Genomic DNA, 16,175 nt, shown 5'->3' on the forward strand with positions numbered 1-16,175 from the left:
ATAAAGAAGGTTGGTTTATATATAGTATAAACCAACCTTACATGCCTATAGCTTACTTTTTAAAACCTCAAGCGCTTTTTCGAGTTGTGTATCTTTGTCTTTGGTCTCAGGCAATTCAACCTTAATGTTAGGCTCAATCCCTACGCCGTTAATGGCTCTGTCTTTAGGCGTTAAATATTTGGCGATTGTCAGCTTAATGGCTGAACCTTCATCAAGGCGTATGACCGTCTGAACGGATCCTTTACCATAAGTCTTTGTACCAATCAAAGTACCAACCTCAGTATCCTGAATAGCTCCAGCCACAATCTCCGAGGCGCTGGCGCTGCCGCCATTCACTAATACTGCTACCGGATATTTGGGTTGATCCAAGCTAGAAGAATGTGTTTCGCGCCGCCCATCGCGGGTAACCACGGAAACGACCGGCCCCTTAGGCACAAGCTGGCCAGCGACTTTGACACTTTCGTCAAGCAGTCCGCCCGGATTGTCTCTTAGGTCGAGCACTAACGCTTTCATACCTTGCTTTTCCAATTCCTGCAGCTTGCGGACAAAGTCGTTGCCTGTATTTTCATTGAACATGGATATACGGATATAGCCAATGTTGTCATCCAAAAGCTTGCCGGCAACTGTTTTGATTTGGATATTTGATCTGGTTAGTGTATAATCCTTGACTTCCTGAGCGCGTTTAATTGTTAAAACAACTTTGCTGCCCTCAGGCCCGCGGATTTTGTTGACAGCTTCATCAAGTGCCAGATCTTTAGTTTCCTGACCGTCAATTTTTATAATCTGGTCGCCGCTTTTAATGCCGGCCTGCTCACCAGGAGTGCCTTCAATCGGGGCGACAACGGTCAATTGCTTATCTTTGGTTCCAATAACAATACCTACACCACCAAAGGAACCTTCCGTCTCGATCATAAATTCTTTGAACATCTTGGGATCCATATACACGGAATGCGGATCATTCAGGGAATTAACCATCCCTTTGATAGATCCGGCGATCAGGGTGTCGACAGGTACATCCTCAACATAGCGGGATTGTACGACATGCAGTGCCCGCAGCACGCGCAGGGTGCTGACAACATCGGATGACCAGGCATTCATTAAGTATAAGAAACCAGCTGAGGTGGCTAAGAACGTCACCAATACCAATACTACTGCGCCAAAAATTATTTTACGGCGGCTCAATCAATACACCTCGCAAAAGTCGTGAGTTTGAGGTTTTCAAATCGAGGTTCTCCGACGCTCTCAACTCAGCTTTTCAAATTACAATACATCTAAATATATGTCAAAACGATAGTAAATATTCGCTCGTTTGCTCACATAGCGAGTTCAAACACTGTGACAAATTGGTGCGTTAACAGCAAAAGTAAGTGTAACGGGTGGGCATACTATGCACCACCCGGAAGGATTACAGATAGTTCATCGGGCTAACCGGTGTACCGTTTTCCCTTACTTCAAAGTGCAGATGCGGCCCTGTTGAATACCCTGTCGAACCTACACGGGAAATAGTCTGACCTTTTCTAACCCGGGTCCCTTCCTCGACAAGCAGCTCCGAATTATGGGCATATAAGGTAGATATACCGTTGCCATGATCAATGATCACGGCGTTACCATAGCCACCCATCCAGCCGCTGAAAATAACAACTCCGCCGTCAGCTGCCGCAACAGCATCGCCATAGTCGGCACCGATATCAATACCACTATGATAGCGCTGGGTTCCGAAGATCGGATGGGTCCGCCAGCCAAATGGAGAGGTGATCGGGCCGGATGCCGGCCACATCATGGCACCAGTAGCACCGGCAGGCGCTGAGGATTTGCCGCCTGATGATTGGCTGCTACGTATCATTTGCTCAATTTGGCGGGAGGTCTCAATAAGTTCCTGATACGCACGTTCCGCCGTATCACGTTCACTGACCGCAGAGGTCAGCACCTGTTCCCGGTCATTTTTCCTAGTTTCGATTACAGCCTTTTTAGCGGCAGCCTGTGCCTTGAGTTCGGAAATGGCTGCCTTATCACGTTCTAATTCAGCTTTTTTTTGTACAACCAGTTCCCGTTCAGCCTTTACTTGGGCAACAAGTGCCAGATCCTGATTAACTACTCTTTTTAGCAACTCGGCTCTGGTGGTAAAGTCGGAGAAATCGACAGCGCCAAACAAAACATCCAGATAATTAACCTGACCGTTTTCGTAAATATCGCGCATACGCTTATTCAAAATTTGACTGCGCGCTGCTAGGTTCTTCTCTACTTTTTCTAATAACGCAGTATTCGTTGTTATTTGCTGTTCAGTAGCCTTCAGCTTATCCAGGATATTATTATATTCACTGGCAGCTGTGTCCAAATCCCCCTGGATAACACGCAGTTGTTCAGACACACTATCAACTTGCTGCTGCGCCTGGGCCGCTTTGTTTTGCTGAGCTTCTGCCTGCCGCTGAACACTTTGCAATTCCTGCTGTTTTTCTTCAATTTCACTGGCCAGCGCTGTACTCAGCACCGTAACAACAAGCACTATAATTAACAGTAGTGATACATTTCGTTTACTAGTCAAACTCATCCCTCCCAGTCATTCTATACGCTACGCTACACCTTCATAAATCTCCGTAAAGATATGGTACTGCCAAGCGCCCCTATGGCCGTCCCCACCACCAGCAGCACAATGCTGATATTGGTTAAGAAAGGCGACTTAGGAATAAGTGGCAGAAAAGCCAGGGATTCATATACTTTTTCGGTTAGCGCACTATATGTCTGGCTGAGAATCAACACTGAGCACAAGGCACCGCCAAAACCTAATATCATGCCTTCGATCATAAACGGCCACCGGATAAACCAGTCAGTGGCCCCGACATACTTCATGATGCCAATTTCCTTACGCCGGGCAAAAACCGTAATTCGAATCGTATTGGAAATAATAAACAAAGCGGCCAGAGCTAGGAAAATGATGAGCACAAGCCCAAAAATCCGAATCATTTTGGTCAGACTGAATAGCTGCTCAATCACTTCCTGGCCATACTTGGCATTTTCAACACCTTTTAGCTGAGCAACCGCCTGCGCCACCGGCTTCACAAGTTCTGGCTTGTCCACCTTCACTTCAAAAGAATTAGGCAGCGGATTGGTCTCGCCTAACGCCGTAAGCAATCCCTGCTGTTCGCCCAAGCGTTCCTTAAATTTAGTCATGGCCTGGTCCTTATCGATAAACATGACCTGGGTCACGCCGCCAACTTTCGTAATTCTTGTGCCGATCTCCCGCATTTCCCTTTCAGATAAGCCATCTTCCATATATACAGTTATCTGAACCTGAGTTTCCAGCGTAGAAGCAATATGGTTGAGGTTAAGCACCATAACTAAAAACATGCCCAAAATTAACAGCGACAGCGCTACCGTACTTACCGAAGCAATACTCATTAAACCGTTACGTCGTAAGGAAGATATTGCTTCCCTAATGAAATATTCGACGGTTCTAATCTTCATAGCCGTATACCCCTTTCACTTGGTCACGGACAATACGGCCTCTTTCGATGGCGATAACCCGCTTTCGCATGGCGTCAACAACAGTTTTATCATGGGTAGCCATTACAATAGTTGTGCCGGATTTGTTAATAGTATCAAACACCTTCATTATTTCCCACGAAGTATCCGGATCCAGATTTCCTGTAGGTTCATCGGCAATTACAATGACCGGATTGTTAACAATGGCCCGGGCAATGGCTACCCGCTGCTGCTCACCACCTGACAATTCCGATGGATAAGTTCGTAGCTTATGCCTTAGTCCTACCAAATCAAGCGCATTATGTACCCGCTTTTGTATCTCGCGCCGCGGCGCCTCTATTACCTGCATGGCAAACGCGACATTTTCATATACCGTTTTATTTGGTAATAGACGGTAATCCTGGAATACGATTCCTAGTCCCCGTCGTAGATACGGAACATCTTTTAATTGCATATCAACAACATTGCGGCCATTAACAACAAGCCGCCCGTTTGTGGGCAATTCTTCCCTAAAAATTAATTTAATGAAGGTCGATTTGCCAGCGCCGCTTGGACCTACCACAAAGACGAAATCACCTTTATCAATTTCTACTGTAACATCGGCTAACGCAACTGAGCCGTTGCTGTATACCTTCGACACTTCACTCATGTAAATCAAACTATAGTACCCCCATTGTATAGTGAAAGTCTAAAACAAAATAGTTATTCGACAACAGTTACGAAAAACCTCCTTATTTCTGTAATATCAATTTTTTATTGCTATATTTTGCCAAACACTTTTTTCGGCCTCTTACTATTTTAACAATTCCAACGTGTACAATGTCGTTAATCCCAAAACACTGAGCAAGCCAAAATACCACCAAGCCACTTTAAGCCGTTGGGTGGCAGTCAGTTGATAATAGCTGTCGTCTTGCGCCTCGTCCCCACGCCATAGTTCAAACAATGAGAACAGAAAAATAATCAATACAAAAATATTATATGTATATAAGAAAACAATGCCAATTACAAAACTACCAATCCACCACAGCCGTGGCGAAATAGCGGCGGCAATGCGTTCCCCGTCAAGCGGCGAACAAGGGATAAGGTTAAATAAGTTTAAGAGACAGGCCGTATAGGCCAGCACCAGCATCAGTGTACTATCACTCCAAAGGTAAAATGCCAGACATAAGAGCGCACTGAGCGTACCGGCTGCCGGCCCGCCGATGGCAATATTAGCAGTCATTTTGGCGTTTACCGGCACCCGGTTTAATCGAATCACAGCGCCAATAAACGGAATGAACGTTGGTCCTTTGGCTTTCAGACCGACAATACGCGAAGCCGCCACATGCCCCAGTTCATGCACCAGCAGTAACAGAACGAACCCAGCAGCGAATTTTACCCCAAAAGCCAAGGCATAAAAGGCTAAAGAAACCAACATGGAAATGGCAGTTGATATAGTTCCGCCTACTTGCACAAGTGCCAAGAGGCCAACAATACTAATCCCAAGCCGCCTTATTACCCTCCGGCCTAAATTTATCACTTTCCAGGAGTTCACCTCATCCCTCCTTTTTTTCAGGGAGAACATACAGCCTGAGCATTAGCTAAATCAAGCAGACGTTTTTTCCTGTTTTGAAGCCATCACCATAAAGTAAGTACATGCGCTTATTCCGTTGTTCAACAACCCAAAACAATTGTTGTCCTTACCCAGGCGAATGCTACTCAAAATAAAGAAAGCCCGCACATACATAATACATATGCATGCACAGGCTTTTTTAATGCTTTCCCTGAAGCTTACGCTCTTTTACGGCTTACGACCTTTTTGGCAGCCGCTACAATAGCGTCTTCTGTCAGATTATATTTTTTCAGCAGTTCTCCCGGGGTACCAGACTCACCGAAAGTATCCTTGACACCTACCCGCTCAAGCGGTACAGGAGTATTTTCAACTAAAACTTCGGCCACAGCACTGCCCAGACCGCCAATGATACTGTGTTCTTCGCAGGTTACAATCGCACCTGTATCACGAGCGGCGGCAATAATTGCCTCGGTATCTATCGGCTTAATGGAAGCCATATTTAGAACCCGGGCACTTATTCCCTGGGAAATAAGCTGTTCGGCAGCATGGCGGGCCGGTGCCACCATAATGCCACAGGCAATTATGGTTACATCGGTACCATCCGCAAGAAGCGCAGCTTTGCCAAGCTGGAACTCATACGCTTCCCCAAATATATTGGGCACAGCCGCCCGGCCTAAGCGAATGTATACCGGACCTTTATATTCTGCGGCGAAATCAATGACTTGCTTGGTCTCTGCCGGATCAGCCGGTACGATTACCGTCATATTGGGTAATGCCCGCATAATAGCGACGTCTTCAATCGACTGGTGGGAAGCACCATCTTCACCTACCGTCAAACCCGCATGGGTAGCGGCAATTTTGACGTTGAGTTTCGGATAGCAAACAGAATTGCGAACTTGTTCAAAAGCCCGGCCGGTAGCAAACATAGCGAAGGTCGATACAAACGGGATTTTACCGGCAGCCGCTAATCCGGCGCCAACCCCTATTAGATTTTGTTCGGCTATACCGGCATTAAAGAATCTGTCGGGATGTGCCTTGGCAAATACATTGGTTTTCGTGGATTTAGACAGGTCGGCATCTAATACCACAACATTTTTATTGCGATCACCCAAGTCTTTTAAAGCCAGACCGTAGGCTTCGCGAGTGGCGAGTTGATTAGCCATATGAAACTTTGCACCTCTTTCAAGGGATACTGGTTCTGAACGCCATCTGCTTCGTTACTCCTGTGGGCGTTCCCTCCGACGTACTTCCCAGTACGACTCCGGGTACGTCCTCGTCGCGCCTCGCATCTGGACATTCATAACCAGCATCGCATATATTCATATTTTACGGGGGAAATTGTATTAGTTCTACGCGCCTTCGATGGCGGCTAGGAAGGTTTCGCATTCTTCGCGGCTGGGGGCTTTGCCATGCCAGTCGGCGATATTTTCCATTTGACTGACGCCTTTGCCTTTGACGGTTTTGGCGACAATCATAGTCGGTTTGCCTTTAACTGTTTTGGCGGTCTGAATGGCATCATAAATTTCGTTATAGTTATGACCGTCAATGATAAGTACATTCCAGCCAAATGCCTGCCATTTTTCAGGAATAGGCAGCGGCGATAAAACTTCAGCAACCGGTCCGTCAATCTGCAGACCATTAAAGTCAACGAAGGCTGTAAGGTTGTCCAATTTATAGTGAGCGGCAAACATGGCGGCCTCCCAAATCTGGCCTTCTTCCAATTCGCCATCACCAAGTAAAGCAAATACTCGATAGTCTCTGGCGTCCACTTTACCGGCAAGTGCCATGCCGCAAGCTGCACTTAAGCCTTGTCCCAGAGAACCTGTCGACATATCGATACCGGGGATGCTTTTCATTTCCGGGTGTCCCTGCAGGCGGCTGTTGATTCTACGCAACGATAGCAGTTCCTCTTTCGGGAAATACCCCTTTTCGGCTAACGTGGCATACAGAACAGGGGCAGCATGTCCCTTTGACAATACAAAGCGATCACGGTCAGCATTTTGCGCCTGCGACGGATCGACATTCATTTCAGCAAAATACAATACTGCCAAAATATCGGCGGCCGACAAAGAACCGCCAGGATGACCGGATTTGGCCTCAGTCACCATGCGCACAATATTACCCCTGATAGCTTTAGCCCGGCTGGCAAGCTCACTAAGCTCCTCCGGTGTTAACTTAATCTCCATTTCCTTCATTACAACCTCCTATAATCTATCTATACTAGTTTGCAAGAAATAACGTATGTAATAGTATCTAAGCTATGCCGTAAACTTCTTCCATCCACTACTCGGTTTGCACCAAACACCTTATCATGCTAAGGCCTGAAACTGGTGAGAAATGTCCATATACGAGGCACGCCGAGGACGTGACCGAAGTAGTACTGGCAAGTACGTCGCAGGGAACGCCCGCAGAAGTAACGAAGTAGATGGGCGTTTATCGCCAGTTTCAGCCAGTTTCAGCTTGGGGAGGAAAATCCTTCGCCCAACACCTCATGCGCATCTGCGACAATAACAAAAGCCTGGCGGTCGATACGGTACACCAGATCTTTTATATAAGAAACTTCCCGGGTACTGACAACACAGAAAACAACATCGCGCTCGACCTTAGTATACGCGCCGCGCCCGGATAAGAAAGTCACCCCCCGGCCAATCTCAGCCATAATTGCATCGGCAACTTCAGCCGAGGAGTCGGACATAATGATAAAGGCTTTAGCAGCGCTGGGACCTTCCTGTACAAGATCAATAATTTTCGTTGTGACATATAAAGAAATAAGTGCATATAACGATAATTCCGCTTTACCAAAAACAACGCCGGCAAGCGCAATTACGAAGAAATCAACCCCTAGCAGAGCCTGACCAATGCTGATACCTGTTAGCTTATTAATGATAGCAGCTGCTAGATCAGTACCTGCGGTTGTTCCTTTGAATTTAAATACAATCCCCATGCCAATCCCGCTCATAACACCGCCGTATAAGGAGCACAGCAGCAAATCATGGGTCAATACCGGCACATATGGCGCAGTTAAGTCAATGGTTGCCGCCAATATGCCGGCTCCCAGCAGGGTATTAATGCCAAAACGCGCCCCAAGGATCCTAACACTAAGCAAAAGCATCGGAATGTCAAAACACAACATCGTCATGCCCACAGGCAGTCCAAAGGTGTAATGAAGAACTGTGGCCAGACCACTTGTACCGCCAGCCGCGACCTTATTGGGAATGAGGAACATATTCAGCGCCAATGCGGTAATTACTGTCCCCAGCGCAATACCCAAATAGTCCTTCAGCCACTTCATCTTGACCATAGCTAACCTCCTACTTACGTTCTTTAACCAGGCTGAGCGCAAGTTCGGCATTTTGAAAAGCTCTATTTCTAAGAGTATTAATACGTTCTGTGCGCTCCTGATTGGGCTGTTTACGTTCAACCCATAATTGGCGTACTTTTGCCATTAAGTTATCGGCGGTCACCGTTTTTAGTGTGCCAACATGCCGTTCGCCAATGGTTTCCAGGAACCGGTCAATTTTCGGGTCATAAGATATGCCCGCCATCGGCACATGCATAACAGCCGCGAAAATGAGCGCATGCAGTCTAATGCCAATAAGCATATCTAAATTTCCCACCAGCGATAATAACTCGCCGGTAGTATATTCATCCGGCAGCATTCCTGCTTTATTAGTCATGCGGCCGGCAATTTTCTGAGAAACACTAAAATCGTCAGGAAACTGCATAGGTATAAATACCACACGGGCGCCTAACTCTTCGATCATCTGGTCGGCAGCATGGGCCAGCACTTGCTTGTAGTGCCCCCAGTCTTTCCATTCCCGGGCTGAGATACCAATCAGTGGGGCTACCCCTTCCTGACCATGTTGTTTCAAAATAGCGCGGCCAATGGATTTATCTACCTGATGCATTGCCAATACCGGGTCAGCCGTTATATATACAGGCGGCGCCGTTACTTTCAACCGTTTTAATTCATCATAGGAACCATCGTCGCGAACGGTAATCAAATCCACCATGTTGCCAATATAGCGCATAGCGCCCTGGGCCAATGCTCCTTGTACCGGGCCTATGCCCTGGGCGTAAAGCATGACCGGCAAGCCCATTTTTTTGGCCAGCATCATAATACTTAAATAGTAGTATAAACTGCGGTCACTTGTTACATCCTGCAACAAACTGCCGCCGCCGCTAATTAATAAGTTGCTCTTAGCCATAATTCTGGCGATTTCCGGGTAGTTAAGGCGGTAGACAGCAGACACACCGTGCCGCTGTCTAGTATCCTCAGGGTTGCCGGAAATAACAGTTATACTAACAGTTGGCTCAATGTCAGTCAGAGCCTCAATCATAGCTGCCAGCATAGCTTCATCACCGGCGTTAGCAAACCCGTAATAGCCAGAAATAACAATATTACTCATTGGCAGCCGGACTCCTTCCCGCCAACCGGGCCACTATTACCTGAATTAGATATACGCAGATTACAGCAATCGCACCAATTGCAGCCCCGAGCACCATACCGTCCAGTCCACGAATCGTTGACATAAATATAGGTGTTCTAATATGAGCAAAGGTTTCGACAAGAGATCCCTGTGCGATAGTTGCCCCCACAATCAAAAGGTATTGGGTAAGACGCGGCCATTGCCGATAAATCGCCATAACGGCAAGCAAAAATGCCGGATGGCCAATTAAAAACTCTTTGCCTCTGGGTCTTGCATATAAAATTTGCTCCAGGAAAGCTCTTAGTTTAAGTTCCACAGCTGGAACAGGCACACCGGCAGTATGTCCGGAGCGACCGACATATACCCAAGCGGCAAATGCAGCAGCGCCAAATAGCAGCATAGTCTTAACATAGATCGGGTAATTCAATAAACCGGTTATCTGTTTCCAAATGTTCCGGGCAGTTAATGTCTGAACATTACCAAACAAATTATACCGGGCTAAGTAAGCAATGGTAACAAGAATAATCGGAGCTACAAAGGTTATTTTTACGCCCCGGAAATATTCTATTTCCAAGAAAAACCGCACATCACTAAGCACAGCAGCTAAATATAGTCCGCCGGCCAACGAGAACAAAGTTGTCAGCACGATAGAGCCCAACCCGTCCCGGATAATCTTAGTTACGCCAATCGGACGGCTAAATAATCCGGCCGCTTCCTGACTGCGCCAGCGGTCGAGCTGCCAAGTCATAGCTAAGGCAGGGAAAACAGTAGCACAGGCAAGCGCCGTCAGCTGACGACAGAAGGTCCCGCCGCCTTTAATAATCGGGACTAGTAACAATACGGCTATTAGCAAAGTAAGCGCATACTGCCAGCGGGCGGCAAACGGATAGATCAGTGACAAGAACAGTACGCCGGCTGCAGTAGCGCCCAGGACAACCAGAGCCAACAGCCAAGGGGAAGCAAAGTACGGTGGAAAAGTAGTTGCCCGCCCCAGGCTAAAGCCTTCTGCAAGCAACACGTCCTTAGTTCCTGACACATAAGCCAGATTGGTTTCGACAAGTGTTTTTCCCGGCTCAGCTTTATCGTATTTACGCATAAGATTTACGCGGATATTACGCTCTTGGTCGGTAACCATCCAACGCTGAATCGCTTCGGTCAGTTTAAGTTTTGGTTGTTCATCCTTAGGAATGACATACACGCGGGCCGCCTGATAATTTATCGCAGCCGCAACTTGTGTCAGACCTTCCTGTTTTACGAACTGCAGCTGTAAGGGATGTTCAATCATGTCTAACGTCAGCTTACGCTCTTTGAAATTGCTGACAGTTAACGGCAGCAGGTCAGGATATCCTAAGACCTCTTCCCCAACAAACATAATTGAACTCACATTCTGCACACTGGCTAAACGCTGAAACACCGAGTTGACATCTTCCGGTGTTACTTTAGTATAGTTTGTCGGGCGGGCTACTACGTAGAAACCCATGTTTTCAACAGCCATAAGCTCATCGGTAGGCAAGCCCAGATTCCATTTTACCACTTTTTCATAATTAGCCTTAGCTGCCAGCACCGGGCGGTCACCTTCGGCCAGCATTGTTACCCGGCCCGGCCCGAGACGGCGCATTAAATCACTCTTGACCTCATCGAAGATTTTCTTGTCCTGACCGACAATGTAAACATCTTCCGCCTTAATTTTTCCTTCGGCCAATAAACTACGCCAAAATGGATCTGTCAGCGTGCCTGTACGCTCTTGGTGGAGAATATCAGTCCCAGGCATTGCTGTGACTTTGCCATTTTTATTGAGCTTTTCTAATGTAGTTTCATAAACAGCCAATGAAGTTATCCCTGCCGTTTTGAATTGGCTAAACAATGCAACCGGCGGAATACCTTCAATTTGGGCCAGTTCTACAATATCTTCATAATCCATGACCATTTCCACAGTAGAATTGGCTTTCTCAACATGGTAACGCTGCCAGTCAATGGTCAGCGATGCTAATAATCCGATAATAATCAGGCAGATTAGCAGCTTATTATAGTGAAAGGTTGACAAAATCTCTCCACCCTTTTGAAACTTTTCGTAGTCTCATATATTCGTATAATCAAATTATTCCCGAAGCGGTACCTTGGCAACCCTAATTCAGTGAATACTGTTTTAGGGTTGCCAAGGTACTAGCTATGATTATCGGTATAAATAACTACTTGCCCGGGTTCCATTACAATATCACGTACGTTGACGCCAAACGGGAGTTTTTTGAGGTCTACCAGCGGCAGTTCAGTAAGAAGAGAACCGCCAATGTTGCCTACAGGCGTATTATTCAGCCAAAATCTGTCTGTAACAAATTTGATACGATGATTTTCCCGGTCACCGACAATCCGTCCCTCTAACTTAACATCAACCCGCGCAATACCACCTAAGGTTAAAGCACTGCTAACTTCCACTTTGCCTGACGATATAGTTACAACGGCATTTTTTACGCCTTTTATCGAAGTATTAAGATAGTTAGCCAGTTCTTCCTGAGCAATGATTGCTGTTACTTCAACCTCATCAATTTTGTCCAGTACCAGCGCTCTCTTTGTTAACAGCGTCTTAATATCCACAGCCGCCCCAGTGAGCATGATATGCATATTACGAAAAGTGATCTTTTCGGTCTTTACGTCACTGGCATCAGCGGAAATCTTGTCAAATTTGCCATCAAGCATAAGTATGGCCGGACTCTTACTCACCTTGGCAGTTACCTGCCTGCTGCCCGTCATGTCGCGTATTCCTTGAGCCACAGCATCAGATACCACTTTGGGCAGCACCACTTCTACGGCGGCCACGACCATAACAATAAATAAGAGTATTGTAGTTAAACGTTTCATAGGGTATTACTTACCCCCTCTGACTTAAATCGCTTTTCAAATATGCTTCAATAAATAACTCTAAGTCTCCATCCATTACGGCCTGAACATTGCCTGTCTCGGCCGATGTACGATGATCCTTTACCAAATTATACGGATGGAAAACATAGGACCTAATTTGGCTGCCCCACTCGATGGCCTGATATTCGCCACCAATTTCGGCCTTCTTCTCCTCTTGCTTCTGGCGCTCCAGTTCAAACAATTTGGCACGCAAGAGGCGCATACACTGTTCGCGGTTTTGAATCTGGGAACGTTCACTTTGGCATTGAACCACTACCCCTGTCGGCAAGTGGGTCATACGGACAGCCGAATCAGTCTTGTTAATATGCTGACCACCGGCACCGCTGGCCCGGTAGGTATCGACCCGAAGGTCAGCCGGATTAATGGCAATCTCTACCGAGTCATCAATTTCCGGCATCACATCAACAGCAACAAACGAGGTATGGCGACGGCCGCTGGCATCAAAGGGAGATATGCGGACAAGTCGATGAACGCCTTTCTCTGCTTTTAAATACCCGTATGCGTTAGTGCCGGCTACCATGATGGTAACACTTTTCACGCCGGCTTCATCCCCAGCGAGAAAGTCCATGGTCTCTACTTTATAGTTGTTTTTTTCCGCCCACCGTACATACATCCGGAGGAGCATTTGCGCCCAGTCCTGGGCTTCAGTACCGCCGGCTCCGGCATGCAGTGTTAAAATTGCATTGTTATTGTCATACTCACCTGACAACATAAGCGTCAGTTCCAAATGTTCAATATCCTTTTCGATACCGGCAAGAGCTGCCGTTACTTCGGGATATACACTCTCGTCGTTTTCTTCCATTCCCAGCTGCCACAAGATCACCGTATCACTGTGACGGTCTGACAATTCCCGGTGCTGGGCAATGCTGTCTTTTAAACGGGTGACCTCCTGGGCAATTTTTTGCGCTTCCTCAGGATTATCCCAGAGATTGGGGTCACTCATTCGGTCTTCCAACTCTTCGATACGTTCCAGTTTACCGGCTACGTCAAAGAGAAGCCCTCATTTCCTCAAGTCGTTCAGCCAGGGCCTCTATTGACCCACGCAAGTCTTCCAAAAGCACTTTCTCAACTCCTACCTATTTAGCACCACAGCAGCGTTTGTATTTTTTGCCACTGCCGCAGGGACACAGTTCATTGCGTCCGGTTACATCTTTATTGACAATTGGCTCTACCGGCTGTGACTGTTCTTCGCCTTCTTCACCGCCACGGGTGGCATGAGCGCCTCGCAGATGATCTTCAGGCTGAGCCTGAGAAATTATATTGACTCTGAACATATACTTAACAATATCTTCCTGTATATGTTCAATCATCTGCTGGAACATATCATAGCCTTCTAATTTATACTCAATAAGCGGATCTTTTTGACCATAGGCTCTCAATCCGATGCCTTGACGCAGCATTTCCATGGCATCCAGATGATCCATCCACTTCGAGTCAACCGTTTTAAGCATAACTACTTTTTCCAGTTCCCGCATATTATCAGAACCAAATAAAGCTTCACGGGCACTATAAGCGGCATCGGCTGCACGCATCAGTTCTTCTTTGAGTTCATCGCGGCTTAACTTATCAAGTACGTCAACCTTAAGCTCGCCTTCGGGTGCAAAATAGCCTTCGCAATATTCGATTAAACCGGCATAATCCCATTCTTCGGGATAAACCTTTTCATTGGCATATACATCCATACCAAAATCGACGATCTTTTCAATCATGTTATAGATGTTTTCTTTGAGATTGTCACCGGTCAAAATCTTTCTGCGCTGGCTGTATATAACCTCGCGCTGCTGATTCATAACGTTATCATACTCAAGGACATATTTACGAATATCAAAGTTACGCGCTTCCACTTTCTTCTGCGCTTGTTCAATTGACCTGGTAATCAGCGAATGTTCAATTGGCTCGTCTTCTTCCATTCCCAGTTTATCCATGATGCCGGCAATGTTATCAGAGCCAAACAGCCGCATTAAATCGTCTTCCAACGACAGATAGAACCGTGAGGAACCAGGGTCACCCTGACGTCCTGCCCGGCCACGCAGCTGGTTATCAATCCGGCGGCTCTCATGCCGTTCGGTACCAATGATATGAAGACCACCTAGTTCGGCTACGCCTGCTCCAAGCACGATGTCTGTACCACGGCCTGCCATGTTAGTAGCAATGGTAACCGCACCATGCTGACCGGCTTGCGCTACTATTTGGGCTTCCATTTCATGAAACTTGGCGTTTAGTACATTATGCGGCACACCCTGCTTTTTGAGCATGGCTGATAAATCCTCCGATTGGGCTATCGAGGTTGTGCCTACAAGCATCGGCTGGCCTTTAGCATGAAGCTCAGCAATTTCGGCTACAACGGCCTTATATTTGGCGCGTTTTGTTTTATAAATAACATCAGGTAAATCTTGTCGCTGCATTTCCCGGTTAGGCGGAATAACAATAACATCAAGACCGTAGATCTTGCGGAATTCAGGTTCTTCCGTTTTAGCGGTACCTGTCATACCGGCTAATTTTTGGTACATCCGGAAATAATTCTGAAAGGTAATTGTCGCCAGGGTCTGACTTTCGCGCTCAATTTTAACGCCTTCTTTGGCTTCTATAGCCTGATGCAGACCTTCGGAATAGCGGCGGCCAAACATTAACCGTCCGGTAAATTCATCGACAATAACAACCTCTCCATCTTTGACCACATAATCTTTGTCCCGCTTCATAATGGCATGTGCCCGCAGCGCCTGATTGAAGTGGTGGGACATTTCCATGTTTTCACTGTCGTAGAGATTTTTAACATTTAATAGTTTTTCAACTTTGGCTACACCGGCTTCGGTAGGCGTTGCCACGTTGGCTTTTTCGTCAATAGTATAGTCTTCGGTTTCTTTTAATTTTGGCACAACTTTAGCTAATACATGATATAACTCAGTTGATTTCTCACCAGGTCCGGAGATAATGAGCGGTGTCCGCGCTTCGTCGACTAAGATACTGTCAACTTCGTCCACAATGGCATAATGAAGCGGCCTCTGCACCATCTGTTCCGGATAGATAACCATATTATCACGTAGATAGTCAAAACCAAATTCATTATTAGTTCCGTATGTAACATCGGCACCATAAGCAAATTTACGATCATCGAAATCAAGGCCATGGACAATCAGACCAACCGACAAGCCAAGATAACGATACAACTTACCCATCCATTCGCTGTCACGGCGAGCCAAATAATCATTTACGGTAACTACATGCACACCATTACCGGTAAGCGCATTCAAATATACCGGCAGGGTAGCCACAAGGGTTTTACCTTCGCCTGTACGCATCTCGGAAATTTTACCTTCGTGCAAGGAAATGCCGCCCAGCATTTGGACGTCAAAATGGCGCATGGCCAGTACTCTGCGAGATGCTTCTCGTACTACAGCAAAAGCTTCTGGCAAAATATCATCCAATGTCTGACCTTTCTCAAGGCGACGTTTAAATTCACTCGTCTTGGATGTCAGTGAGGTATCGCTCATATTCTGAAGCTCAGGTTCAAACGCATTAATAGTCTCTACGATCTTCATCATGCGTTTAATTTCTTTTTCGTTATCATCACCAAATATGTTCTTCAAAAAGTTAAACATAGTTATCAACTCCCCGGCAAAACAAATGAAATTGTTATGGCACACGAGACATTAAAAGCAGCCTATAGGTTAGTATGTGCCTAATATATGATTTTAACAGATTCCCTTAGCAAAGTCAAAAACTGGATTGGTTGGTAAGCTTACGAAAATTATTGCGAAAATAAAGAAAAACGAGATTGTCGCGCTAGGTTACATTGT

General features: G+C 46.4%; 13 protein-coding genes. All 13 read right to left on the reverse strand.

The genetic code is table 11. The features are described from left to right. Positions 1 to 45: 45 nt before the first annotated feature. The 13 genes from SRRS_RS19605 to secA all read right to left on the reverse strand — a co-directional run bounded on the left by SRRS_RS19605 (position 46) and on the right by secA (position 15,977). Positions 46 to 1,182 carry a S41 family peptidase gene (locus SRRS_RS19605; protein ID WP_371362902.1) on the reverse strand — a complete coding sequence of 379 codons (1,137 nt, stop codon included), beginning with the start codon at positions 1,180 to 1,182 and terminating at the stop codon, positions 46 to 48. Positions 1,183 to 1,405: 223 nt separating this feature from the next. Further along, a complete protein-coding gene (locus SRRS_RS19610; RefSeq protein WP_371362903.1) occupies positions 1,406 to 2,542 on the reverse strand; it encodes a murein hydrolase activator EnvC in 1,137 nt (378 codons plus the stop codon). Between the two features lie 32 nt (positions 2,543 to 2,574). After that, positions 2,575 to 3,462, reverse strand: coding sequence for a permease-like cell division protein FtsX (gene ftsX, locus SRRS_RS19615; protein ID WP_371362904.1), 888 nt, complete (start codon positions 3,460 to 3,462; stop codon positions 2,575 to 2,577). Next, entirely contained in the window at positions 3,452 to 4,138 is a 687-nt protein-coding gene (gene ftsE / locus SRRS_RS19620) for a cell division ATP-binding protein FtsE (RefSeq protein WP_371362906.1), read from the reverse strand. Before ftsE ends, ftsX begins: the two co-directional genes overlap by 11 nt. Before the next feature lie 135 nt (positions 4,139 to 4,273). Further along, complete coding sequence (locus SRRS_RS19625; protein ID WP_371362908.1) at positions 4,274 to 5,014, reverse strand: site-2 protease family protein; 741 nt, start codon at positions 5,012 to 5,014, stop codon at positions 4,274 to 4,276. Between the two features lie 236 nt (positions 5,015 to 5,250). Then, a complete protein-coding gene (locus SRRS_RS19630) occupies positions 5,251 to 6,195 on the reverse strand; it encodes a transketolase family protein (protein ID WP_371362909.1) in 945 nt (314 codons plus the stop codon). Positions 6,196 to 6,381: 186 nt separating this feature from the next. Further along, the gene (locus SRRS_RS19635; RefSeq protein WP_371369888.1) at positions 6,382 to 7,218 is read right to left on the reverse strand and encodes a transketolase; all 837 of its coding nucleotides are present in this window, start codon (positions 7,216 to 7,218) and stop codon (positions 6,382 to 6,384) included. 269 nt (positions 7,219 to 7,487) lie between these two features. Next, entirely contained in the window at positions 7,488 to 8,333 is an 846-nt protein-coding gene (locus tag SRRS_RS19640) for a YitT family protein (protein WP_371362911.1), read from the reverse strand. 10 nt (positions 8,334 to 8,343) lie between these two features. Continuing rightward, the gene (csaB, locus tag SRRS_RS19645) at positions 8,344 to 9,441 is read right to left on the reverse strand and encodes a polysaccharide pyruvyl transferase CsaB (protein ID WP_371362912.1); all 1,098 of its coding nucleotides are present in this window, start codon (positions 9,439 to 9,441) and stop codon (positions 8,344 to 8,346) included. Next, positions 9,434 to 11,506 (reverse strand): DUF5693 family protein, encoded by a 2,073-nt coding sequence (locus SRRS_RS19650; RefSeq protein WP_371362914.1) that lies wholly within the window; start codon positions 11,504 to 11,506, stop codon positions 9,434 to 9,436. The genes csaB and SRRS_RS19650 overlap by 8 nt, the downstream gene beginning before the upstream one ends. A gap of 119 nt (positions 11,507 to 11,625) precedes the next feature. Further along, positions 11,626 to 12,318, reverse strand: coding sequence for a DUF2993 domain-containing protein (locus SRRS_RS19655; RefSeq protein ID WP_371362915.1), 693 nt, complete (start codon positions 12,316 to 12,318; stop codon positions 11,626 to 11,628). 10 nt (positions 12,319 to 12,328) lie between these two features. Beyond that, positions 12,329 to 13,439, reverse strand: a protein-coding gene (gene prfB / locus SRRS_RS19660; protein WP_371362917.1) for a peptide chain release factor 2 whose coding sequence is annotated in 2 segments (ribosomal slippage) — positions 12,329 to 13,366 and positions 13,368 to 13,439 — 1,110 coding nt in all. Because the reading frame shifts where the segments join, the coding sequence is not laid out codon by codon here. Positions 13,440 to 13,454: 15 nt separating this feature from the next. After that, positions 13,455 to 15,977 carry a preprotein translocase subunit SecA gene (gene secA, locus SRRS_RS19665; protein WP_371362919.1) on the reverse strand — a complete coding sequence of 841 codons (2,523 nt, stop codon included), beginning with the start codon at positions 15,975 to 15,977 and terminating at the stop codon, positions 13,455 to 13,457. Positions 15,978 to 16,175: the final 198 nt, after the last annotated feature.

The sequence above is a fragment of the Sporomusa rhizae genome, from assembly GCF_041428845.1.
Classification (GTDB): domain Bacteria; phylum Bacillota; class Negativicutes; order Sporomusales; family Sporomusaceae; genus Sporomusa; species Sporomusa rhizae.